This window comes from Stenotrophomonas sp. 05L413, assembly GCF_056397945.1.
The window spans coordinates 270,167-292,214 of the sequence record NZ_JBFTOL010000003.1 but is presented as its reverse complement, the minus strand read 5'-3'; the positions used below and the strand labels follow the sequence as shown (position 1 = coordinate 292,214).

Sequence of the window (22,048 nt, the reverse complement as noted above, 5' to 3'; positions counted from 1 at the left end):
CGTTCTGGTAGCGGATGAAAAAACGCCCGGGCATGCCCGGGCGTTTTCGTTCAGTGCGCGCGGACCCGCGCCACGATCTTCGCGGCCTGGGCCGCACTCTCGCGCACCTTGTCCCACTCGCCGCGCTCGATCCAACCGCCCGGCACCATCCACGAACCGCCGATGCAGACCACGTTCTTCTGCTCCAGGTACTCGGCCGCCGTGTCTTCGGTGATGCCACCGGTCGGGCACAGCTTCAGATCCGGAATCGGACCGGCCAGGCCCTTGATCATCGCCAGCCCGCCCACGGCCGAGGCCGGGAACAACTTGCAGACCCGGAACCCGCGCGCATACAGCGCCAGCATTTCCGTCGGCGACGCCGCACCCGGCACCACCGGCAACGGCGCCTGCGCCAACGCATCGGCCATATGCGCCGGCGTACCCGGCGTGACCAGGAAATCGGCACCGGCATCGATCGACTGCTGCATCTGCTCCACGGTCAACACCGTGCCCGCACCCACCACCACATCCGGCAGCTCGCGCTTGAGCATGGCAAGCGCGTCCATCGCCACCGGCGTACGCAGCGTCAGCTCGATCGCCGGCAGCCCGCCCTCCAACAACGCCGCACTGACCGCACGGGCCTGATCCAGCGTATGCACGGTCACGACCGGCAGAATGCCGGCAGCCTTCAACAGGGTTTCAGCGCGCTTCTGATGTTCGGCGATGCTCATGCGTTTCCAATCCTTCTTTTCATCAATGTCTGCAGCGCGAACGACGCGCCGGAATGTGTCGGGAGGCAGCGGGATGGCCCCAACCAGGACCGTTACAGCGCCATGGATGGCGCTGACGAGCCCCCATGGATGGGTTCACGGCGCGTCCTGGTTGGGGCCATCCCGCTGCCTCAACCAGAACACCCGGCCGCCGCTTTTGCGTCAGCTCACGCGTCCTTACCCTCATGCGGCGCATCCGCCGCCGCGGCATCATGCCCAAGCTCGTATTCCGCATCGTAATTCCAGATGCTGCCGTCATCGGCCGCCGGGCCACACGAAATCGACATCGCGCCCTGATCGGCCGGGCCCACCAGACGGCGGCTCATCGCGAACAGATTGCGGCCCAGATCATGCGCCGCCGGTGCGGTGTTCGGCGCCGGCTCACGTGCCGCGAATTCCGCCGCATCCACCAACAGCTCCAGCGTGCCGGCTTCACCATCCAGACGGATGATGTCGCCCTCGCGCACCCGTGCCAGCGGACCGCCACGCGAGGCTTCCGGCGTCATGTGGATCGCCGCCGGGAACTTGCCCGAGGCACCGGACAGACGACCATCGGTGACCAGCGCCACGCGACGGCCCTGGTTCTGCAGCAGGCCCAGCAGCGGCGCCAGCGAATGCAGCTCCGGCATGCCATTGGAGCGCGGGCCCTGGTAACGGACCACCGCCACGAAATCGTGCGGCAGCACACCGGCCGCGTGCAGCTTGTTCAGCACCTGCGGCGCATCGACCACCACCGCCGGTGCTTCGATCGTGCGGAACTCCGGCTTCACCGCCGACAGCTTGATCAGCGAACGGCCGAGGTTGCCGCGCAGCAGGCGCAGGCCGCCCTGCGACTCGAACGGATTGGCCACGCCACGCACCACATCCGGATCGGCGCTCTCGCGCACGCCATCGATGTAGGTCAGCTTTCCGTCGCGCAGCGCCGGCTCCTGGCCGTACTGGTGCATGCCGCCTTCGGCCACGGTCTGCAGGTCGGCATGCATCAGGCCGGCCTCCATCAGCTCGCGGAACACGAACGCGGTGCCGCCGGCCGCGGCGAAGCGGTTCACGTCGGCTTCGCCGTTCGGATAGACGCGGGCCAGCAACGGAATCAGCTGCGAGAGCTGGTCCATGTCGTCCCAGGTCAGCACGATGCCGGCCGCACGCGCCACGGCGATCCAGTGGATGGTGTGGTTGGTCGAGCCGCCGGTGGCCATCAGGGTGACCACCGCGTTGACGATCGCGCGTTCGTCGATCAAGCGGCCGAGCGGCCGGAAGTCGTCGCCCAGGGCGCTGATTTCCAGTGCGCGCACCGCCGCGTGGCGAGTCAGTGCGTCGCGCAGGGGTGTATCCGGATTGACGAACGAGGCGCCCGGCATCTGCACGCCCATCGCTTCGAGCAGGGTCTGGTTGGAATTGGCGGTGCCGTAGAAGGTGCAGGTGCCGGCGCCATGGTACGAAGCGGCTTCGGCTTCCAGCAGTTCCTCGCGGGTCGCCTGGCCGGCCGCGTAGCGCTCGCGCACTTCAGCCTTCTGCTTGTTCGGGATGCCCGGGGTCATCGGGCCGGCCGGCAGGAAGATCGCCGGCAGGTGACCGAAGGCCAGCGCGCCGATCAGCAGGCCGGGCACGATCTTGTCGCAGACGCCGAGGTAGACGCTGGCGTCGAACATGTCATGGCTCAGGCCGATCGCGGTCGACTGGGCGATCACATCGCGCGAGAACAGCGACAGTTCCATGCCGCCGCGGCCTTGGGTGACGCCGTCGCACATCGCCGGCACGCCACCGGCGACCTGTGCGGTCGCACCGAGTTCGCGCGCGGTCTCGCGCAGGATCTCCGGGTAATGCTCGAACGGCTGGTGTGCCGAAAGCATGTCGTTGTACGCGGTGATGATGCCCAGGTTGGGCGTCACGCCGCCGCGCAGGCGCGACTTGTCGGTCGGGCCGCACGCGGCGAACCCGTGGGCGAGGTTGCCGCAGCTCAGGCGCGAACGAAACGGACCGTCGCGCAGCGCCGCGTCGACACCGGCCAGGTAGGCGGCGCGCGAGGCGACGCTGCGCTGGACGATGCGCTCGGTGATGGCATGGAGTTTGGGATGCAGGCTCATTGGCTACCGGCTATGAGAAGGCGAACGGAACAACACCGGGGCAACTCAGTCACACCAGTGGACGCGCAGTTTCGCGCCGTCGAGATCGATCGCGTTGAGGATGGGATACAGCTGCGGATTGTTGCTTTCCAGCGCGTGCTTGAGCACTTCCAGCTTCTGCTTGCCACGCAGCAGCAACAGGCGCTGGCGGCTCTGCTTCAAGCCATGCGGGGTGAGGGTGATGCGCAGCGGCCACTGATTGGCACCGGGGCAGCCGGTGGCATCCAGCGCCGCGTAGGGCAGGGTGCTTTCCAGGGCGCGGGTCAGATCCTTCGAACCCGGGAACAGTGAGGCGGTGTGGCCGTCGTTGCCCATGCCGATCACGCTCAGGCACGGCCGCTGGCTGTGCTGGGCCTGCAGGTTGGCGCTGTAGACGCATTCGGGCAGCGGTTTGCCGACCCGCACCAGCGGATCGAAATGCGCGCCTTCGGCACGGGTGAGGAAACTCTCGCGTACCAGCCAAGCATTGCTGTCGCGATCCTGCGGTGACAGCCAGCGCTCATCGACCAGGCTCACTTCCACCCGGTCCCATTGAACGTCCAGCTCGGCCAGTGCCTGGTAGATCGGCGCCGGCGTGGTGCCGCCGGAGAGCAGCATGCGCGCCCGGCCGAATTCGGCGATGTCGCGGTTGAGTTCGGCGGCCATTTCAGCGGCCACGGCCTCGATCCAGCCATCGGCATCGCCATGGCGGATCAGGGTGAAACGGTCGGACGTATCCAGGGTATTCATGCGGTGCCTCCCGGCAGATCGCGTTCCACATCCGCCGCATACGCGGCCGCGCCGAGCAGGCCCGGGCTGGGGTGCATCACGGCCAGCGACGGCACCTTGGACATGATCGAAGAGAAGCGGCCCTTGTGTTCAAAGCGCTGGCGGAAGCCGGAATGCTGCAGCGAATCGAGCATCTTCGGCACCAGGCCGCCGGTCAGGAACACGCCATCCCAGGCGCCCTGCATCAGCACCAGGTCACCGGCGATCGCGCCGAACACCGCGCAGAACACATCCACGGTCCGCATCGCCTGCGGGTCGCCATGCAGCGCACGCGCGGTGACGTCCACCGGCTGCAGTTGGCCCGGGTCGATGTCGGCCATCTCGCACACAGCGCGATGGATGTTGACCAGACCCGGGCCGCAGATCAGGCGTTCGTTGGAGACACGGCCGAACTGCTCGGAGAGGATCTCCAGGATGCGGATCTCTTCCGGCGTCCCGGGCGGGAAGCTGACGTGGCCACCCTCGGTTTCCAGCGGATAGCAGCGGCCGTGGCGCAGGATCAACCCGCCCACGCCCAGCCCGGTGCCGGGGCCGATCACCGCATAGTTGCGCGGCTGGCCCGGCTTGCCCGGCACCCACGCCGCGCCGCCGACCTGGATCACATCCTGCGGCTGCAGCAGCGAGATGGCCATCGCCTGGGCGGCGAAGTCGTTGATCAGGTGCAACTCATCGAAGCCGAGCATGTGCGCGGTGCGCATGCGCGAGATCACCCACGGGTGATTGGTGATGCGCGCTTCGTCACCGTCCACGCGGCCGGCCACGGCGAACACGCCGCGCTTGGCTTCTGCGCCGATCTGCTCGAGATAGTGCCGTGCCGCTTCGCCCAGCGAAGGGAAATCAGCGACGGCGAATTCGCGGATGCTGTCCTGCTGCAGCGGCGCGGCCAGCGAGGTGTCGGCGAGCGCGAAGCGAGCGTTGGTACCGCCGATATCCGCGACGAGGACCGGCTGGGACAACACCGTCATGCCTGGCCACCACGGGCAGCGTCGGCGTCGGCATCGGCGGGCAGGAAGCCGGCAGCTTGTTCCGGACCCCATTCGCCGGCCGGGTAGGGCTGCAGCGGCAGCTTGGCTTCCTTCCATGCGTCGCTGACGCTGTCGATCCAGGCCCAGGCCGCGCGCACTTCGTCATCACGCACGAACAGCGCGTGGTTGCCGTTGAAGGCATCCAGGAACAGGCGCTCGTAGGCGATGCGGCGGTGCAGGCCGGTGGGTACGGACAGCTCCAGTTCCAGCGGGTGCAGTTCCAGCGCCCCCCATTCCGGGCCGGCCAGCGAGCTCATCAGGCCCAGCTCGATGTTTTCCTGCGGCTGCAGCTGGAAGGTGATCCGGTTCGGGGTGGCGTTACCGCGGTGCGGGCGCTCGAACAGCCAATGCGTGACCGGCTTGAGCGTGACCACCACGCGGGTGGTCCGCTCGGCCAGGCGCTTGCCGGTGACCAGATGGAACGGCACGCCTGACCAGCGCCAGTTGTCGATATGCGCGGTGACGCCGGCGAAGGTTTCCACATCGCTGCCTTCCGGCGGCTGGTAGGCCTGCGCGGGCTGGCCGTTGATGGTGCCGGCCGTGTAGCGGCCACGCACGCTGTCACGCGCGGCATGCTTGGCATCCAGCGGGCGCAGGGCGCGCAGGACTTTGACCTTCTCATCGCGGATGCGATCGGCCTCCAGCGAGGCCGGCGGCTCCATCGCGACCAGGCACAGCAGCTGCAGGATGTGGCTCTGGACCATGTCGCGCAGCGCACCGGAGCGGGCGTAATACGCATCGCGGCCGTCCACGCCCTCGCTCTCGGCGACCAGGATGTGCACCGATTCGATGTAGTTGCGGTTCCAGACGGCCTCGAGCAGCGTGTTGCCGAAGCGCAGCGCGATCAGGTTCTGCACCGCGGCCTTGCCCAGGTAGTGATCCAGGCGGAACACGCGGTCTTCGTCGATCCACTGGCCGATGGTGGAGATGATCTCCTCGGCGCTGGCGCTGTCGCTGCCGATCGGCTTTTCCAGCATCAGCCGGTGCGGTGCGGCCAGTGCGCCGCCCTTGGCCAGGCCTTCGCAGGTGGAGATGTACAGGCCCGGCGGGATCGCCAGGTAGCTCACGCAGTGGCGGTCGACCAGGTCATGGACCGATTCGGCCACCGACTCGGGATTGCGCAGATCCACCGAACGGTAGTCGATGCGCTGCAGCAGCGAGTGGATGTCGTCCTGGCTGGCCATGGGCATGGCCTGCTGCAGGCGCGGGCGCAGGATCTCGCGGAAGGCCTCGGTATCGTGCGGCGACAGCGCCAGCGCACGGACCTTGAAGTCTTCGGGGAGCAGGCCGTCGCCCAGCAATCGCAGCAGCGAGGGGAACAGATAGCGCTGGGCCAGGTCACCTGTGGCGCCAAACAGGAAGAGGGTGTCGTGCATCGCTCGAGTTTCAGATCCGGGTGACATCGTTGTCAATCGCTTCTCGTCTATGTTCTCGGGGGTCGGGCGGGGTCCGTTGTCTGCTTGTTGCGGGTGCAGCACGCCCCATGGATTCCGCCCGGCATGATGGCCTGCCGACCGGGTGTCGTGGGAGATATCGCATCCTCCCCGGCATCCCGATCACGGCCGACCATCGGATAGTGCCACGTGAAAACGTTTACATGGCAGAATGCGCAGACTGTATTCGATTGCAGTGGTCGCCGTCATGCGGCACCACGCCATCGACCTGCCATCGGGAGGGCCGAAGGCAGTTCCGCATAACAGCCCGGAGACCGGGCGGACTGGAATGGTGATATGGCAAAAGTGCAGTTGCAGGGCGTTCGCAAGGTCTACGACAACGGTCAGGTGGCCGTGCAGGGCGCGACCTTCGAAGTGGCCGATGGTGAATTGATGGTGCTGGTGGGGCCGTCCGGGTGTGGCAAGTCCACACTGCTGCGCATGGTGGCCGGGCTGGAAGAGATCAGTGGCGGCACGCTGACGATCGGCGACCGCGTGGTCAACGACGTGGCGCCCAAGGATCGCGACATCGCGATGGTGTTCCAGAGCTACGCGCTGTACCCGCACATGACCGTGGCCGAGAACCTGGCCTTCGGCCTGAAGCTGCGCGGCCACGACAAGGCGACGATCAGCAAGCGGGTCAGCGAGGCGGCCGAAACGCTCGGCCTGACCGACATGCTCGACAAGCTGCCCAAGGCGATGTCCGGTGGCCAGCGTCAGCGCGTCGCGCTGGGCCGTGCGCTGGTGCGCGAGCCGGCAGTGTTCCTGCTGGATGAACCGCTCTCCAACCTGGACGCCAAGCTGCGCCACAGCGTGCGCACGGAAATCGCGCAGCTGCACCGCAAGCTGGGCACCACCATGATCTACGTGACTCACGATCAGGTGGAAGCGATGACCCTGGGCCAGCGCATCGTGGTGCTCAAGGATGGCGTGATCCAGCAGATCGATACCCCGATGGCGCTGTACGACCGGCCGGCCAACCTGTTCGTGGCCGGTTTCCTCGGCAGCCCGGCGATGAACGTGCTGCGCGGCACTCTGCAGCGCACCGACAGCGGATTCGCCGTGCAGGACACCGGGCTGACCGCACCGTTGGGCCAGGCCCGGGTCGATCAGGCGTGGGTCGGCAAGGCGATCGCCGTGGGCGTGCGCCCGGAGCATCTGCAGCCGGCCGCCGCCGGTGAGGCAACGGCCTTCGAGGCGATGATCGATGGCATCGAGCCGGTCGGCAACGAGATCTTCGTCAACATGACCAGTGGCGGCCAGCCGTTGGTGATGCGCGTGGCGCCGCAGGCGTTGCCGTCCGTCGGTGAGCCGATCCGGGTGGCGATCCAGCCGCAGGGCCTGCACTTCTTCGACGCAGAGACCGGCGAGCGCTTGAACGACGCGTAAGGCGCGGACGGGTTATCGGGTTACGGGTTGCCGGCCAGCGGCCGGCACTACCGCGCGGCAGGTTACACGCGTTGGTCGTGACCGCGGCCGGGGCGGGGGGCGGACGCATCGACCACCGGTCGATGTCTATTACCGCGCCAGACCGTCCAGCAACGGCAGGTGGGCGGCTTCAACCCCGCCGACCGACAGCGGCTCCGGCGCGATCTCCAGCGGCAGCACGGCCAGGGCCAGCTCACCGGCCACCGAGGCCACTGTGCCGATCGCCGCCGCGTTCTGGTGCACCTGCGTGCCGCTGGTCGTGCCCTCCACGACCCGCAGCAGCTGCAGGGCGCGCTTGGCCTTGCCGAGGAAATGGGTGCGGGCCACGATTTCCTGGCCCGGGTAGCAGCCCTTCTTGACGCTGTACCCGTTCAGGCGGTCCAGCCCGAGCTGCTGCGGCGTCCACTGTTCACGCTGATCGGCATCCAGCCGCGGCAGCCCATAGCGCAGGTCGGACTGGCGCCAGGCCAGCGCGATATCCGCACTGTCGGCCGCAGCGGCCACGGCATCGGCCGCACCGATCCGCAGGCTGCGCGGAAGTGCGTCGCTGCCAAGGTCCAGTTCGAGGTTTTCGCCGGCAAGTTGCGCAATCGCGGCCCCGGAGGCCGCTTCGGGCGCGGTGAAGCTCGCCACCACCGCCAGATCGTTTCGCAGCTCGATCCGCACCTTGCGGCGGAATACAAAACGCTGCAACTGCGACGCAATCGCATCGGCATCGCCGTCGGCGAGCAGCAGCACGATGCGCTCCTCGTCCAGCCGCAACAGCTGGAACACAGCAATGGTGCGGCCCTTGGCCGTCAGCCAGGCGCTCCACTGCCAATGCCGCAGGGGCAGGGCGGTGACGTCGCTGGAGAATTGGGCATGGGCGAAGGCGGCCGCATCGGCACCGCTGAGACTGAGCAGCTGGTGACCGGGGAGGCGCGAAAAGCCGGCGAAATCGGAGGGCAGGTTGTCAGGCACGTGAACGGGGTCTAAAATTTGTGCGTTGCGAGAACACCCATGATAGGCCAAACAACCCCCACTCCAGATTCTGAAGCTGAAGGCACGCTGGTACCGGAGGAGCAACCGCTCCCCGCGACGCCGGCAGTGCCTTTGGAAATCGGCGGCCGCGGCGGACTTGATCCGGTGCGGTACGGAGATTGGGAAAAAAACGGACGCTGCATCGATTTTTGATCAGCATTGAGCCAACGCGGCATTGCGCCGCCCAGCCGAGATAACGAGCCCAGCGAATGGCCGCCAGAGAACGTCCCCTTTCCCCGCACCTTCAGGTGTATCGCTGGCAGATTCAGATGGCCACCTCGATCCTGCATCGAGCGACCGGCATCTTTCTGTCTGTTGGAGCCCTGATCATTGCCGGCGGCCTGCTCGCCCTGATGATGGGTCCTGAATCCTGGAACTGCTTCACCGGCCACGCCGGTAGCTGGTACGGCAAGCTCTTCCTGTTCGCCTGGACCTGGTCCTTCGCCTACCACCTGTGCAATGGCATCCGCCATATCGTGCAGGACTTCGCGATCGGCTTCTCCATTCCCGCCTTCGTGCGCAGCAGCTGGGTCTCGGTCTTCGCCAGCCTGGTGATCACCGCCCTGATCTGGGCCTATGTCTTGATGGGAGCGGCCGCATGAACAAGTACCGTACCCCGCTGAAGAACGTGCGTGGCCTGGGCGCTGCCAAGACCGGCACCGAGCACTTCGTGATGCAGCGCCTGACCGCCACCGCGCTGGTCGGCCTGACCATCTGGTTCCTGGTGTTCGTACTGAGCCTGATCGGCGCCGATTACGTGACCGCCACCGACGCGGTATCCAAGCCGTGGAACGCGGTGCTGCTGGTCGGCTTCCTGGTCGCGATGTTCTGGCATGCCCAGCTCGGCCTGCAGGTCGTGCTGGAAGACTACATCCACAATTCGCTGCTGGCCCTGGCGCTGCAGACCACGGTGAAGTTCATCGCCGTGCTCGGCGGGATCGTCAGTGTTTTCGCGGTCGCCCGCATTACGCTCGGCGTCGCCTGAGTCCAGGCACCAAGACAGGAATCCAGATTAGATGTCCGCTTACAAGATTACGGAACACAAGTACGACATGGTCGTGGTCGGCGCCGGCGGTGCTGGCCTGCGCGCCACGTTCGGTCTTGCCGCCAAGGGCCTGCAGACGGTCTGCCTGACCAAGGTCTTCCCGACCCGTTCGCACACCGTGGCCGCGCAGGGCGGTATTTCCGCCGCGCTGGGCAACATGGGTGAAGACGACTGGCGCTACCACTTCTTCGACACCATCAAGGGCTCGGATTGGCTGGGTGACCAGGACGCCATCGAGTACATGTGTCGCGAAGCGATCCCGGCCATCATCGAACTGGAACACTACGGTGTGCCGTTCAGCCGTACCGAAGAAGGCAAGATCTACCAGCGCCCGTTCGGTGGCATGACCACCAAGTACGGCGAAGGCCCGTCCGCGCAGCGCACCTGCGCCGCCGCCGACCGTACCGGCCACGCCATGCTGCACACGCTGTACCAGCAGTCGCTGGCGCACAACGCACGCTTCATGATCGAGTACTTCGCCCTCGACCTGATCTTCGATGATGAAGGCGTCTGCCGCGGCGTGCTCGCGCTGGACATGGCCGACGGCTCGCTGCACCTGTTCCGCGCCCATGGCGTGGTGCTGGCCACCGGCGGCTACGGCCGCGCCTACTTCAGCGCCACCTCGGCCCACACCTGCACCGGCGACGGCGGCGGTCTGGTCATGCGTGCCGGCCTGCCGATGCAGGACATGGAGTTCGTGCAGTTCCATCCGACCGGTATCTACGGCGCGGGCTGCCTGATCACCGAAGGCGTGCGTGGCGAAGGCGGCATCCTGCGCAACAGCARCGGCGAGCGCTTCATGGARCGCTAYGCACCGCACTATAAGGAYCTGGCCTCGCGCGACGTGGTGTSSCGTTCGATGACCATCGAGATCCGCGAAGGCCGCGGCGTCGGCGAGCACAAGGATCACATCCTGCTCGACCTGACCCACCTCGGCCCGGGCGTCATCGACGACAAGCTGCCGGGTATCGCCGAAAGCGCGCGCATCTTCGCCGGCGTGGACGTGCACAAGCAGCCGATCCCGGTCATCCCGACCGTGCACTACAACATGGGCGGCATCCCGACCAACTACCACGGCGAAGTCGTGCGCAAGGTCGGCGACAACCCCGATGCGGTCGTGCCGGGCCTGTACGCCATCGGCGAAGCGGCCTGCGTGTCCGTGCACGGCGCCAACCGCCTGGGCTCGAACTCGCTGCTGGATCTGGTCGTGTTCGGCCGTGCGGTGGCCAACCGCTGCGCCGACACCATCAAGTCCGGCGCACCGCACAAGACCCTGCCGTCCGATGCCTGCGACAAGGCCCTGGGCCTGCTCGACAAGCTGCGTTACGCCAACGGCGACACCCCGACCTCGGTCATCCGTGATCGCATGCAGCGCACCATGCAGAACGACGCGGCGGTGTTCCGTACCAGCAAGACGCTGGAAGAGGGCTGCACCAAGATGGCCGAGATCTTCGACTCCTTCCAGGACGTCAAGGTCTCCGACCGTTCGCTGGTGTGGAACTCGGACCTGATCGAAACCTACGAGCTGAACAACCTGCTGCTCAACGCGGTGGCGACGATCAACTCGGCCGAACAGCGCAAGGAAAGCCGCGGCGCGCATGCGCATGAGGACTTCCCGGACCGCGACGACGTCAACTGGCAGAAGCACACGCTGGTCAACGTCGACGAGAACGGCAAGTGCGAGTTCGACTACCGTCCGGTCCACATGTACACGCTGAGCAAGGACGTGGACGTCGTCCCGCCCAAGCCGCGCGTTTACTAAGAGACCTGCGGCATGACCTCCGTCCACGCAGCGCTCGCCACCGCCACCTCCCGCACGGGTGGGGTGGTGCGTGCGCCGCGGGCCGGTGGTGTCGACTTCCTCATCTTCCGTGCTACCCGCGCCTGCTCTGCAGCGCGAGCCGCCTGAGCCAACGAGAACAGCCATGGCCGAGTTTTCCCTCCCCAAGAATTCCAAGATCGGAAAGGGCAAGCACTTCCCCGCCCAGACCGGTGCGAAGAACACCCGCACCTTCAAGATCTACCGCTGGAGTCCCGACGACGACAGCAATCCGCGCACCGATACGTATGAGATCGATCTGGACGCCTGCGGCCCGATGGTCCTGGACGCGCTGATCAAGATCAAGAACGAGATCGATCCGACCCTGACCTTCCGCCGTTCGTGCCGCGAGGGCATCTGCGGTTCGTGCGCGATGAACATCGACGGCACCAACACGCTGGCCTGCACCCGCGCGATCGCCGATTGCGGCAAGGCCGAAGTGCCGATCTACCCGCTGCCGCACATGAGCGTGGTCAAGGATCTGGTGCCGGACCTGACCCATTTTTACGCGCAGTACGCCTCGATCAAGCCGTGGATCCGTACCCAGACCCCGCCGCCGCCGGATCGTGAGCGCCTGCAGTCGCCGGAAGACCGCAAGAAGCTCGATGGCCTGTACGAATGCATCCTGTGCGCCTGCTGCTCGACCAGCTGCCCGAGCTACTGGTGGAACGGCGAGCGTTACCTGGGCCCGGCCATCCTGCTGCAGGCCTACCGCTGGATCATCGACTCGCGCGATGAAGACACCGGTGCGCGCCTGGACGAGCTGGAAGACCCCTTCAAGCTGTACCGCTGCCACACCATCATGAACTGCTCGCGGACCTGCCCGAAGGGCCTGAACCCGGCGCTGGCCATTGCCGAGATCAAGAAGCTGATGATGGCGCGTCGCGCCTGATCCAGGTGTGTCCTGTAGCGCCACGCCATGCGTGGCTTCGCAGAAAATGATCGAAACGGTCGAGCCACGCCATGCGTGGCTTTGCCTTATCTGGAAACGCAGAAAATGGACGAAGCCACTGAACTGAAAAAGCTGCGCTGGCGTTGCCGCCGCGGCATGCGCGAGCTGGACCAGCTGTTCGGCCGTTACCTGGACCGTTGCTGGCTGCAGGCACCGACAGACGAGCGCGAGGTTTTCCTGTTCCTGCTCGAGAGCGAGGACGATAAGTTGTGGCGCTGGTTCATGGGTTACGAGGAGTGCCCGCATGCCGCGCCCGCCGCCCTCATCGCCCGGATCCGCGCCCTTCCAGCGTGAGTGGCATCCCTCGCGCTGGCAGTGCCGCGCGCTGATCGCCATGGGCGCGGTGATGCCCTGGGCGTTGTGGGCGACCGATCTGCCCGCGCCGTGGGGCCTGGCGCTGGGCATGGTGGCGCTGGCCGGCACCTGGTGGGAGGCGTGGCGATATGCGCGCCGCCCGGGCTGCGTCTTCGTGATTCCGGCGGACGAAGACCCGGCGCAGGTGGATGGCGAGCCGGTCGAGGCGCTGCAGATGCGGCGCCGCGGCCCGCTGGTGCAGCTGGCCTGGCGGCACGACGGGCGCCGCCACTGGCGTTTGTTCTGGCCCGATACGCTCCCGCAGGGGCAGGCACGTGAACTGCGACTAGCCGTCCGGGCACACTGCATTTCCCGTTCACCCCCTGCAGTGGCACCATAGCCTGAATTGTCCGGCGTACCTGCATGTTCAAACCCATACCTGTCTCGATTGGCCTGCGCTACCTGCGCGCCAAACGCCGCAACGGCTTCATCTCCTTCATCTCCATGGCCTCGATCCTCGGCATTGCCTTGGGCGTGACCGTGCTGATCACCACGCTGGCGGTCATGAGCGGTTTCCAGAAGGAAATCCGCGATCGGCTGCTGCAGATGACCGCGCATACCACCATCACCACCGACGGTGCCCCCATGGCCGATTGGGCGCATGCGGTGGAGGTGGCCAAGAAGGATCCGCGGGTTGCCGGCGCGGCGCCGTACATCGAAATCCAGGCCATGCTCAGCGGGCCGCGGGTGCAGGGCGCCATCGTGCAGGGCATCGATCCGGCGCTGGAGCCCAACGTCTCGGTGATCAACCAGAAGGTCAAGAAAGGCAGCTTCGACAGCCTGACCGCAGGCAGCTACAACCTGCTGGTCGGCCAGGAGCTGGCGATCTACCTCGGTGTCGGCGTGGGCGATACCGTGCTGGTCACGTTGGCCGAAGTGCAGGGCACGCCGATCGGCGCGATCCCGCGCATGAAACGCTTCACCGTGAGCGGCATCTTCGAAGCCGGTTACAACGAGGTCGACCGCGGCGTGGCCTACGCCAACATGGCCGATCTGGAAAAAGTACTGCGCATCGATGGCGTCACCGGCGTGCGCCTGAAGCTGCATGACATGGACAAGGCGCTGGATGTCGGCGTCGATCTGGCCCACAACCTGACCGGTGCCTACCGGGTCAGCGACTGGACCCAGCAGAACGCCAACCTCTACCACTCGCTGCGGATGGAGAAGGTGGTGATGGGCATCCTGCTCTCGCTGATCATCGCCATGGGCGCGTTCAATCTGGTCTCCTCGCAGGTGATGCTGGTCACCGACAAGCAGGCCGACATCGCGATCCTGCGCACCCTGGGCCTGACCCCGGGCGGCGTCATGCAGGTGTTCATGGTGCAGGGCTCGCTGATCGGCATCTTCGGCACGGTGCTCGGCGTGATCGGTGGCATCACCCTGACCTTGAACCTGGAGCGCATCCTCGGCGCGATCGAGACCCTGTTCAACGTCAAGCTGCTGCCGGAGGACGTGTACTACATCACCGGCCTGCCGACCGACATGCAGACCCCGGACATCATCGTGATCACCGCCGTGGCGCTGGTCATGAGCTTCCTTGCCACCCTGTATCCCGCCTGGCGCGCGGCACGTACCCAGCCGGCGGAGGCCCTGCGTTATGAATGAAGCACTCACCCTGGGCCAGGAAGTCATCCGCGCCGAAGCGCTGGCCAAGACCTATGCCGAAGGCCGCATGCAGACCCCGGTGTTCAACGGGCTGGACCTGCGCGTGGCCGCCGGCGAGACCGTGGCCATCATCGGTGCTTCCGGCGCCGGCAAGAGCACCCTGCTGCATCTGCTGGGGGGGCTGGATACGCCGACGGCGGGCGAGGTCTACGTGGCCGGCCAGCGCATGTCCGGCCTGTCCGACAGCCAGCGCGGGCAGCTGCGCAACCGCGCGCTCGGCTTCGTGTACCAGTTCCATCATCTGCTGCCCGAATTCACCGCGCTGGAAAACGTGATGATGCCGGTGCTGCTCGGTGGCGAAGAAGTGGTCGACGCGCGCACCCGTGCGCAGGCGCTGCTGGAATCGGTCGGCCTGGGCCATCGCCTGGACCACAAGCCGGGCGAGCTCTCCGGCGGCGAGCGTCAGCGTGCGGCCGTAGCCCGCGCCTTGGTCAACCGTCCGGCCTGCGTGCTGGGCGATGAGCCGACCGGCAACCTCGACGACAAGACCGCCGCGACCGTGTTCGAGCTGATGCTCGAGCTCAACCGCGCGCACCACACCAGCCTGGTCCTGGTGACCCACGACCGCTCCCTGGCACGCAAGCTGGACCGCGTGCTGGAGCTGCGCGAAGGGCGGCTGCACAGCCTGGCCCACAGCGAGGTCTGAGCAGGCAACCGTGCCTGCCTGAGCGCTGAACACCCGGCGGGTTCCTCTCGCCGGGAGCACGCCGGGCGGCGCATGATCGGCGCACATTCCCCAGCAGGAGGCGTCATGAAGCTGACCCTTGCCATCGCGGCCCTGTGCCTTGGGCTGGCCGCGTGCGCCAGTACCGGCCGCCTGTCCACCGCGCAGAAGCTCGATCTCTACCGCGCCCACGCCGGGCCGCCGCAGCAGGACATGCCGCTGTACGGCTCGCTGTCGGGCTGGACGGCTCTCGGCGACAGTGCGCTGGCGGTATGGACGCGCCCGAGCGAGGGCTACCTGCTGGATCTGACCGGGCCGTGCCAAGGGTTGGACTATGCCTCGGCGATCGGTCTGACCAGCAGGATCGGCCGCGTTTCGTCACGCTTTGACAAGGTGCTGGTGCGCGATCCGACGGCCGGCCCGGTCAATCTGCCGTGCTTCATCAGCAGCATCCGCAAGCTGGATACCAAGGCGTTGCGCGCGTCCGAGCAGGAGCTGCGCCAGGCACAGGTGCAGGAGCGCGAAGAAGGCCAGCAGGCGCCAACCCGGTAGTGCCGGCCGCTGGCCGGCAACCGGATCCCGACCATACCGACCGTTGGTCGGTATCAGAGCCGATCAGGCCTCCGGTACGAACCCGGCCGGCTTCTCGGCGCCACCGCTGAAGAGGTACTTCACCAGTTCCTCTTCGAGGAACACACGGTGCTTGGGATCCCGCGGCGACAGCCGGTTTTCGTTGATCAGCATGGTCTGGTGCGCCAGCCACGCGGACCACGCCGGCTTGCCGATGTGGTTGAAGATGCGCTGGCCCAGCTCGCCGGGGTAGGGCACGAAGTCCAGGCCTTCGGCGTCGCGTTGTTCGTACTGGCAGAAAACGGTGCGGGGCATAGCGTTACTCGATGTCTTGGGATGTTGCTGCGCGCCGCATTGTACGGCGCTTGGGCTGAGCGGGCGGTGCACCGGTCTGGAGCAGCTTGCGGATCGGGGCGGGCAGGCCCAGCGTGGCCAGCTCCTCGGCAGCGACCCAGCGCACGCCGGCATCCTTACCGCGCGAGCCCTGTACCGTTGCCACCAGTACCTGCAGATGCAGCCGGTAGTGGCTGAAGGTGTGCTCCAGCACCGGCAACGGCTCGGCATCGTCCAGCGAGCCGTCGATGTGCGCGTCGAACCAGTCCTGCAACGCGATCCCGCTGTCGGCCTGGGGCAGGGTCCACAGCTGCGCCCAGATGCCGGTGTCCGGCCGCTTCTGCAGCAGCACCCGGCCGCGTGCATCGCGCAGCAGCAGCGCCACCGCCTCGCGCTCGGGCAGGGTCTTGCCGGGCTTGGGCGTCGGCAGCTGATCGGTACGCCCCTCGCGACGGGCGACGCAGGTGGTCTGCAGCGGACAGATCACGCAGGCCGGCTTGCTGCGGCTGCAGACACTGGCGCCGAGGTCCATCTGCGCCTGGGTGTAATCGACCATGCGCGTGCCAGGCACCTGCGCAGCGTGCGCCTCGGCGACCGCCCACAGCTGCTTTTCGATCACGGGCAGGCCGGGGAAGCCCTCGATGCCGTGATAGCGGGTCAGCACGCGCTTCACGTTGCCATCGAGAATCGCGAACCGATCATTCCAGGCCTGGCTGAGAATCGCGCCCGCAGTGCTGCGGCCGATGCCCGGCAGCGCATGCAAGGCATCGAAATCACGCGGCAGCTCGCCGCCGTGCAGCTCGACGCAGCGCTGCGCGGCGGCATGCAGGTTGCGGGCACGGGCGTAATAGCCAAGGCCTGCCCACTGCGCCATCACCGCATCATTGCTCGCCGCGGCGAGGCCGGGCAGGGTCGGGAACGCCTCGAGGAACTTCAGGAAGTACGGAATGACCGTGCTGACCTGGGTCTGCTGCAGCATGATTTCCGACAGCCATACGCGGTACGGCGAGCGCGGGTGCTGCCACGGCAGGTCATGCCGGCCGTGGTCATCGAACCAGTGCAACAGCCGCGAGACGAAGACATCGTCGGTCGGCAACGGGGCACTGGCGGTAGGCTGGCGGGTCATGCAGGTTCCGGAGAAGGGCTGGAGCCACGCCATGCGTGGCTGCATCGGCATCGGCTCAGGTGCCCAGCGCTTCCGGCAGCAATGCGTCGACGAAGGCTTCCGGATCGAACACGCGCAGGTCTTCCGGACGCTCGCCGATGCCGCAGAAGCGGATCGGAATGCCGAACTCACGCGCCAGCGCGAACACCACGCCGCCCTTGGCGGTGCCATCCAGCTTGGTCACCACCAGGCCGGTCACGTTGACCGCGGCATGGAACTGACGCAGCTGCGAGAGCGCGTTCTGGCCGGTGGTGCCATCGATGACCATCAGCACTTCATGCGGCGCATGGGGGTCGATCTTGCCGAGCACGCGGCGGATCTTGCCGAGCTCGTTCATCAGGCCGGCCTGGGTATGCAGGCGGCCGGCGGTATCGGCGATCAGCACCTCGGTGCCGCGTGCCTTGCCGGCCTGCAGAGCATCAAAGGCGACCGAGGCCGCGTCGGCGTTCTGGCCCTGCGCGACCACGGCCACGCCGTTGCGATCACCCCAGGCCTGCAGCTGCGCGACGGCAGCGGCACGGAAGGTATCGCCGGCGGCCAGCATCAGGCTGTGGCCATCGTCCTTGAAGCGCTTGGCCAGCTTGCCGATGGTGGTGGTCTTGCCGACGCCGTTGACGCCGACGGTGAGCACCACGAAGGGCTTGGCGGTGCGGTCGATCACCAGCGGCTTGGCCACCGGCTGCAGGATCGCGATCAGCTCGGCGCGCAGCGCGGTGAGCAGTGCATTGGCATCGGTGAACTCGCGCGCCTTCATGCGCTTGCGCAGGCCTTCGACCAGCGCCGTGGTCGCGCCGACGCCGACATCGGCGGTGATCAGCGCGGTTTCCAGTTCGTCGAGCAGGTCGTCATCGAGCTTGGGATTGCGCGAGAACAGGCCGCCGAAGCTGCGGGCGATCACGCTGTTGCGCAGGCGCTCGCGCCAGCCGCTCTTGCCGGCGGCGGCGGGGGCGATGTCCTGGGAGGACGGGCGCTCGGCCACGGTGGTCGGCGCAGCCGGAGCAACCAGCGTAACGGGCGTTGCCGGAGTAACCGGGGCGGGCGCTGCCGGAGCGGCGACCGGCGTCGCGACGACAGCCGGCGCAGGCGTGCTCACCGGCGCAGCCGGAGTCGGAGTCGGGATAACCGGTGCGGTCACCACCGGTGCGGGGGCGACCGGTGCCGGGGCAACAGGCGGTGCGACCACAGGCGCCGGTACAACGGGCGCAGGCACAACCGGGGTGGCAAGGACAGGCGCAGTCTCAACCGGCTTCGGCGCGGTCTCGCGCTCGACCGGCTCGGCAGCAGGTGCCGCGGCTTCCACCACGGGCGGCAGCGGCGCAGGCGCAGGCGCTGCCGCAGGCTCGGGCGTGGTCTGCGGGAACGCGGCAGCCAGCTCCTCGGTGGAGTAATGCTGGGTCTTGGCCGCCTCTTGCGGGGCGTCCTGGGGCTTTTTGCGACGGAAGAAGCTGAGCATTGGCAAAAGACGCTGAAATCAGAGGGCTATGCTACCACTGCGCCCCGAATGCCAATGGGCGTGCAGGTGCGGTGGGGCGGGACTCAAGTAATGGCCGATGCGGCCGTTACCGGTTGTGAAGGGCTGCGCCATGCGGGCGCGGCCGGGACAGCAAAACGGTGAACGATGCGTGTGATGTCCATTGCCAGCGCCGGTATGCGTGCCGCTTCGCTGGGCGTACAGGCGGCCGCCGCCAACGTGGCGCGATTGCCGGTGGCTGATGCCACGCGCCTGGGTGTCGCGCAGGCCACAGCGGCAGGGGGCGGTGTCACCGCCACCGTGGTCGCCGCACCCGACGATGCCAACGCGCCGATCGCGGATCTGCTCACGGCCAAGCAGGCTGCGCTGGCGTTTGCCGCCAACGCAACCGTGATCCGGCGTCAGGACGAGATGCTGGGCACCTTGCTCGACCGCTGGGCCTGACCCGCGTGCGCTGACTGCCGCGCGGCGCCATGCACCATCAACCGCAGCGGGCGCCGACCCGTGGCCGGCACCCACCTGCAGCACGACTTACGCCGACAACTCCAGCAACAGCTTGTTGAGCCGGCGCACATACGCTGCCGGGTCCTTCAGCGTGTCGCCCGCGGCCAGCGCGGCCTGATCGAACAGGACGCGGCTCAGGTCGTCGAAGCGCGCGGCATCGCCTTCCTGGTCCAGCTTGCCGATGAGCGGATGGGCCGGGTTGAACTCGAACACCGGCTTGCTGTCCGGCACCTGCTGCCCACTGGCTTCCAGGATCTGGCGCATCTGCAGGCCCAGATCCTGCTCGCCGATCGCCAGGATCGCCGGGGAATCGGTCAGGCGGTGCGAGACGCGGACGTCGGCAACGTCCTCACCCAGTGCGGACTTGATGCGGTCCACCAGCGCCTGCTTGTCCTTGGCGACGGCTTCCTGGGCCTGCTTGTCTTCGGCGCTTTCCAGCGCGCCCAGGTCCAGATCGCCACGTGCGACATCGACGAACGACTTGCCGTCGAACTCGGGCAGGTACCCCATCAGCCATTCGTCGATGCGGTCGGTGAGCAGCAGCACTTCCACGCCTTTCTTGCGGAAGACTTCCAGGTGCGGGCTGTCCTTGACCTGGGTGTGGCTGTCGCCGGTCAGGAAGTAGATCTTGTCCTGGCCCTCGATCATGCGGCCCACGTAGTCGGCCAGCGAGACGCTGGGCTCGCCGCTGTCGTCCTGGGTGGAGGCGAAGCGCAGCAGGCCGGCGATCTTCTCGCGGTTGCCATAGTCTTCGGCCGGACCTTCCTTGAGCACCTGGCCGAACTGCTTCCAGAAGCCGGCATAGACCTCCGGCTTGTCCTTGGCCAGCTTCTCCAGCATGTCCAGCGAACGCTTGGTCAGCGCCGACTTCATCGAATCGATGACCGGGCCGGACTGCAGGATCTCGCGCGAGACGTTCAAGGAGAGATCGTTGGAATCCACCACGCCCTTGATGAAGCGCAGGTACAGCGGCAGGAACTGCTCGGCCTGGTCCATCACGAACACGCGCTGCACGTAGAGCTTCAGGCCCTTGGGCGCATCGCGGTGGTACAGGTCGAACGGCGCATGGCCGGGCACGTACAGCAGCGAGGTGTACTCGAGCTTGCCTTCGACCTTGTTGTGGCTCCACGCCAGCGGATCCTGGTGGTCGTGCGCGGCGTGCTTGTAGAACTCCTGGTACTCGGCGTCGCTGATCTCGGTGCGCGGGCGCGTCCACAGGGCGCTGGCACGGTTCACGGTTTCCCACTCGATCTCGGCCGGGGCGTCCTCGCCGTGGTGTTCCTTGACCATCTGGATCGGCAGGCCGATGTGGTCGGAGTACTTCTTGATGATGCCGCGCAGGCGCCAGCCGTCGGCGAAGTCGCGCTGGTCGTCCTTCAGGTGCAGCACGATGCGGGTGCCGCGCTCGGTCTTGTCGATGCCTTCCACGTCGAACTCGCCTTCGCCGCGCGAGGACCAGTGCACGCCCTCGCTGGCGGGCAGGCCGGCGCGACGGGAGTAGACGTCGACCTGGTCGGCGACGATGAAGGCGCTGTAGAAGCCGACGCCGAACTGGCCGATCAGCTGGGAATCCTTCTTCTGGTCGCCGGAGAGCTGGCGCAGGAAGTCGCCGGTGCCCGACTTGGCGATGGTGCCCAGGTGGGCGATCGCCTCATCCCGGCTCATGCCGATGCCGTTGTCGTCGATGGTCAGGGTGTTGGCGGTGGCGTCGAAGCTGACGCGGATGCGCAGGTCGCCGTCGTTTTCGAGCAGGGCCGGCTGGGTCAGCGCTTCGAAGCGCAGTTTGTCCGAGGCGTCGGCGGCGTTGGAGATGAGCTCGCGAAGGAAGATTTCCTTGTTGGAGTACAGCGAGTGGATCATCAGCTGCAGCAGCTGTTTGACTTCGGTCTGGAAGCCCAGGGTTTCTTTTTGGGTCTGCACGGTCATGGGTCGTGTTGCTCCTTGGGGCATTGCCGCGCCCGGCGCGGCGGCTGGCTCAAGGGGTAGGGGTGGATTGTCCCGAATTCAAGGCCGCCACCTCCAGCACGGCGCCTGTCTGTCTGCGTGGGGAGGGCGGCGGGTACGGGGTGCCGGGACGCGGCGTGAACCCCTCCATGGGGCCTCGTGGGCAGCATCCATGCTGCCCAACGGTCCCGGCCCCCCGTACCCGCCACCCTCCTGTCAGGGGGCGCGTGTGGTGCGGTTGGATCCGTGCGGTACATGGACGTCGTCGCCCCGGCACATGATTTGGTCCGAGGACGAGGCGGCTCTTACCGCTACAACCTAGAATGTCGTCCTGAACCGCCTGCCATCCGTGCCCATGACTCTCTTCCGCCCGTTCGCCCATCCCGTTGCCACCTGTCTGCGGAGCCACGCATGACGCCGCGGCAGCCGGTGGCCGCCGTGGGTCAGGTGCGGATCATCGGGGGCAAATGGCGCAATACGAAGCTGCCGGTGCCGCTGTCACCGGGGCTGCGGCCCAGCAGTGACCGGGTGCGCGAGACGCTGTTCAATTGGCTGATGCCGCGGCTGGGTGGGGCGCGGGTGCTGGATCTGTTCGCCGGCAGCGGGGCGCTGGGGCTGGAGGCGGTGTCGCGGGGGGCGGCGCAGGCGACGCTGGTGGAGCGGGATGTGGCGTTGTCCCGGCAATTGCGCGAGTCGGTCGCCAAGCTGGGGGCGCAGGAGCAGATCGCGGTGGTGCAGGCCGATGCGCTGCAGTGGCTGCGGCAGCCGGCCGGGGCGCTGGCGGATATCGTGTTCATCGATCCGCCGTTCGCCGATGGGCTGTGGGAGGCGGTGATCGCCGGGCTGCCCTCGCATCTGGCCGCCGATGCCTGGCTGTACGTGGAGTCCCCGGCCGATCAGGCGCCGAAGATGCCCGCGCCGTGGCTGCTGCACCGTGAGGGGGGCACCCGGGAGGTCCGTTTTGCCCTGTATCGGCGCGCCACTGCTACACTTTCACCAGACCAACACGCGTAGCT

General features: G+C 67.1%; 23 protein-coding genes. 13 read left to right on the top strand and 10 right to left on the bottom strand.

Annotated elements, in window-relative coordinates; translation table 11 throughout:
- Nucleotides 1-50: 50 nt before the first annotated feature.
- The 5 genes from AC1DIQ_RS07965 to zwf form a co-directional block, all read right to left on the bottom strand.
- Nucleotides 51-710, bottom strand: coding sequence for a bifunctional 4-hydroxy-2-oxoglutarate aldolase/2-dehydro-3-deoxy-phosphogluconate aldolase (locus AC1DIQ_RS07965; RefSeq protein WP_121041854.1), 660 nt, complete (start codon nt 708-710; stop codon nt 51-53).
- Nucleotides 711-916: 206 nt separating this feature from the next.
- The gene (gene edd / locus AC1DIQ_RS07960; RefSeq protein WP_152151556.1) at nt 917-2,833 is read right to left on the bottom strand and encodes a phosphogluconate dehydratase; all 1,917 of its coding nucleotides are present in this window, start codon (nt 2,831-2,833) and stop codon (nt 917-919) included.
- 45 nt (nt 2,834-2,878) lie between these two features.
- Entirely contained in the window at nt 2,879-3,601 is a 723-nt protein-coding gene (pgl, locus tag AC1DIQ_RS07955; RefSeq protein WP_123728961.1) for a 6-phosphogluconolactonase, read from the bottom strand.
- Nucleotides 3,598-4,605 carry a glucokinase gene (gene glk / locus AC1DIQ_RS07950; protein ID WP_121041860.1) on the bottom strand — a complete coding sequence of 336 codons (1,008 nt, stop codon included), beginning with the start codon at nt 4,603-4,605 and terminating at the stop codon, nt 3,598-3,600. The genes pgl and glk overlap by 4 nt, the downstream gene beginning before the upstream one ends.
- Nucleotides 4,602-6,041, bottom strand: coding sequence for a glucose-6-phosphate dehydrogenase (gene zwf, locus AC1DIQ_RS07945; protein WP_121041862.1), 1,440 nt, complete (start codon nt 6,039-6,041; stop codon nt 4,602-4,604). Before zwf ends, glk begins: the two co-directional genes overlap by 4 nt.
- A gap of 354 nt (nt 6,042-6,395) precedes the next feature.
- On the opposite strand from zwf, the gene AC1DIQ_RS07940 reads away from it, so the two are divergent.
- Nucleotides 6,396-7,487 (top strand): ABC transporter ATP-binding protein, encoded by a 1,092-nt coding sequence (locus tag AC1DIQ_RS07940; RefSeq protein WP_121041864.1) that lies wholly within the window; start codon nt 6,396-6,398, stop codon nt 7,485-7,487.
- A 129-nt stretch (nt 7,488-7,616) separates the two neighbouring features.
- Here AC1DIQ_RS07940 and ygfZ read toward each other — a convergent pair whose 3' ends face one another.
- Nucleotides 7,617-8,486: a CAF17-like 4Fe-4S cluster assembly/insertion protein YgfZ gene (gene ygfZ / locus AC1DIQ_RS07935; RefSeq protein ID WP_282262916.1), complete on the bottom strand. Its 870-nt coding sequence runs from the start codon at nt 8,484-8,486 to the stop codon at nt 7,617-7,619.
- A 39-nt stretch (nt 8,487-8,525) separates the two neighbouring features.
- Between ygfZ and AC1DIQ_RS07930 the strand changes: the two genes are divergently transcribed.
- The 10 genes from AC1DIQ_RS07930 to AC1DIQ_RS07885 all read left to right on the top strand — a co-directional run bounded on the left by AC1DIQ_RS07930 (nt 8,526) and on the right by AC1DIQ_RS07885 (nt 15,597).
- Nucleotides 8,526-8,699 (top strand): DUF1674 domain-containing protein, encoded by a 174-nt coding sequence (locus tag AC1DIQ_RS07930; RefSeq protein WP_102788321.1) that lies wholly within the window; start codon nt 8,526-8,528, stop codon nt 8,697-8,699.
- 56 nt (nt 8,700-8,755) lie between these two features.
- Complete coding sequence (sdhC, locus tag AC1DIQ_RS07925) at nt 8,756-9,148, top strand: succinate dehydrogenase, cytochrome b556 subunit (RefSeq protein WP_282262913.1); 393 nt, start codon at nt 8,756-8,758, stop codon at nt 9,146-9,148.
- The gene (gene sdhD, locus AC1DIQ_RS07920; RefSeq protein WP_121041868.1) at nt 9,145-9,531 is read left to right on the top strand and encodes a succinate dehydrogenase, hydrophobic membrane anchor protein; all 387 of its coding nucleotides are present in this window, start codon (nt 9,145-9,147) and stop codon (nt 9,529-9,531) included. Before sdhC ends, sdhD begins: the two co-directional genes overlap by 4 nt.
- Nucleotides 9,532-9,562: 31 nt before the next feature.
- Nucleotides 9,563-11,353, top strand: a complete 1,791-nt coding sequence (gene sdhA, locus AC1DIQ_RS07915; protein ID WP_478049782.1) for a succinate dehydrogenase flavoprotein subunit — start codon at nt 9,563-9,565, stop codon at nt 11,351-11,353.
- 163 nt (nt 11,354-11,516) lie between these two features.
- On the top strand, nt 11,517-12,302 hold the full coding sequence (locus tag AC1DIQ_RS07910; protein ID WP_088432210.1) for a succinate dehydrogenase iron-sulfur subunit: 786 nt from the start codon (nt 11,517-11,519) through the stop codon (nt 12,300-12,302).
- Between the two features lie 105 nt (nt 12,303-12,407).
- Nucleotides 12,408-12,656: an FAD assembly factor SdhE gene (locus AC1DIQ_RS07905; RefSeq protein ID WP_019183252.1), complete on the top strand. Its 249-nt coding sequence runs from the start codon at nt 12,408-12,410 to the stop codon at nt 12,654-12,656.
- A complete protein-coding gene (locus tag AC1DIQ_RS07900; protein ID WP_282262906.1) occupies nt 12,607-13,056 on the top strand; it encodes a hypothetical protein in 450 nt (149 codons plus the stop codon). The genes AC1DIQ_RS07905 and AC1DIQ_RS07900 overlap by 50 nt, the downstream gene beginning before the upstream one ends.
- 23 nt (nt 13,057-13,079) lie before the next feature.
- The gene (locus AC1DIQ_RS07895; protein WP_088432207.1) at nt 13,080-14,321 is read left to right on the top strand and encodes a lipoprotein-releasing ABC transporter permease subunit; all 1,242 of its coding nucleotides are present in this window, start codon (nt 13,080-13,082) and stop codon (nt 14,319-14,321) included.
- Nucleotides 14,314-15,027 carry a lipoprotein-releasing ABC transporter ATP-binding protein LolD gene (lolD, locus tag AC1DIQ_RS07890; RefSeq protein ID WP_121041874.1) on the top strand — a complete coding sequence of 238 codons (714 nt, stop codon included), beginning with the start codon at nt 14,314-14,316 and terminating at the stop codon, nt 15,025-15,027. The genes AC1DIQ_RS07895 and lolD overlap by 8 nt, the downstream gene beginning before the upstream one ends.
- A 105-nt stretch (nt 15,028-15,132) precedes the next feature.
- A complete protein-coding gene (locus tag AC1DIQ_RS07885; protein WP_282262903.1) occupies nt 15,133-15,597 on the top strand; it encodes a DUF6491 family protein in 465 nt (154 codons plus the stop codon).
- 63 nt (nt 15,598-15,660) lie between these two features.
- On the opposite strand, the gene AC1DIQ_RS07880 is transcribed toward AC1DIQ_RS07885, so the two are convergent.
- From AC1DIQ_RS07880 to ftsY, 3 genes are read right to left on the bottom strand one after another with little or no spacing between them, the layout of a single operon-like run.
- Nucleotides 15,661-15,930: an oxidative damage protection protein gene (locus tag AC1DIQ_RS07880; RefSeq protein WP_478049781.1), complete on the bottom strand. Its 270-nt coding sequence runs from the start codon at nt 15,928-15,930 to the stop codon at nt 15,661-15,663.
- 4 nt (nt 15,931-15,934) lie between these two features.
- The gene (gene mutY, locus AC1DIQ_RS07875; RefSeq protein ID WP_478049780.1) at nt 15,935-17,074 is read right to left on the bottom strand and encodes an A/G-specific adenine glycosylase; all 1,140 of its coding nucleotides are present in this window, start codon (nt 17,072-17,074) and stop codon (nt 15,935-15,937) included.
- A 55-nt stretch (nt 17,075-17,129) separates the two neighbouring features.
- A complete protein-coding gene (gene ftsY / locus AC1DIQ_RS07870; RefSeq protein ID WP_478049779.1) occupies nt 17,130-18,566 on the bottom strand; it encodes a signal recognition particle-docking protein FtsY in 1,437 nt (478 codons plus the stop codon).
- A gap of 165 nt (nt 18,567-18,731) precedes the next feature.
- Between ftsY and AC1DIQ_RS07865 the strand changes: the two genes are divergently transcribed.
- Entirely contained in the window at nt 18,732-19,028 is a 297-nt protein-coding gene (locus AC1DIQ_RS07865; protein ID WP_121041882.1) for a hypothetical protein, read from the top strand.
- 87 nt (nt 19,029-19,115) lie between these two features.
- Here AC1DIQ_RS07865 and htpG read toward each other — a convergent pair whose 3' ends face one another.
- Entirely contained in the window at nt 19,116-21,014 is a 1,899-nt protein-coding gene (gene htpG / locus AC1DIQ_RS07860; protein WP_478049778.1) for a molecular chaperone HtpG, read from the bottom strand.
- Nucleotides 21,015-21,443: 429 nt separating this feature from the next.
- On the opposite strand from htpG, the gene rsmD reads away from it, so the two are divergent.
- Nucleotides 21,444-22,046, top strand: coding sequence for a 16S rRNA (guanine(966)-N(2))-methyltransferase RsmD (gene rsmD / locus AC1DIQ_RS07855; protein ID WP_121041886.1), 603 nt, complete (start codon nt 21,444-21,446; stop codon nt 22,044-22,046).
- The last annotated feature ends 2 nt before the right edge of the window (nt 22,047-22,048 follow it).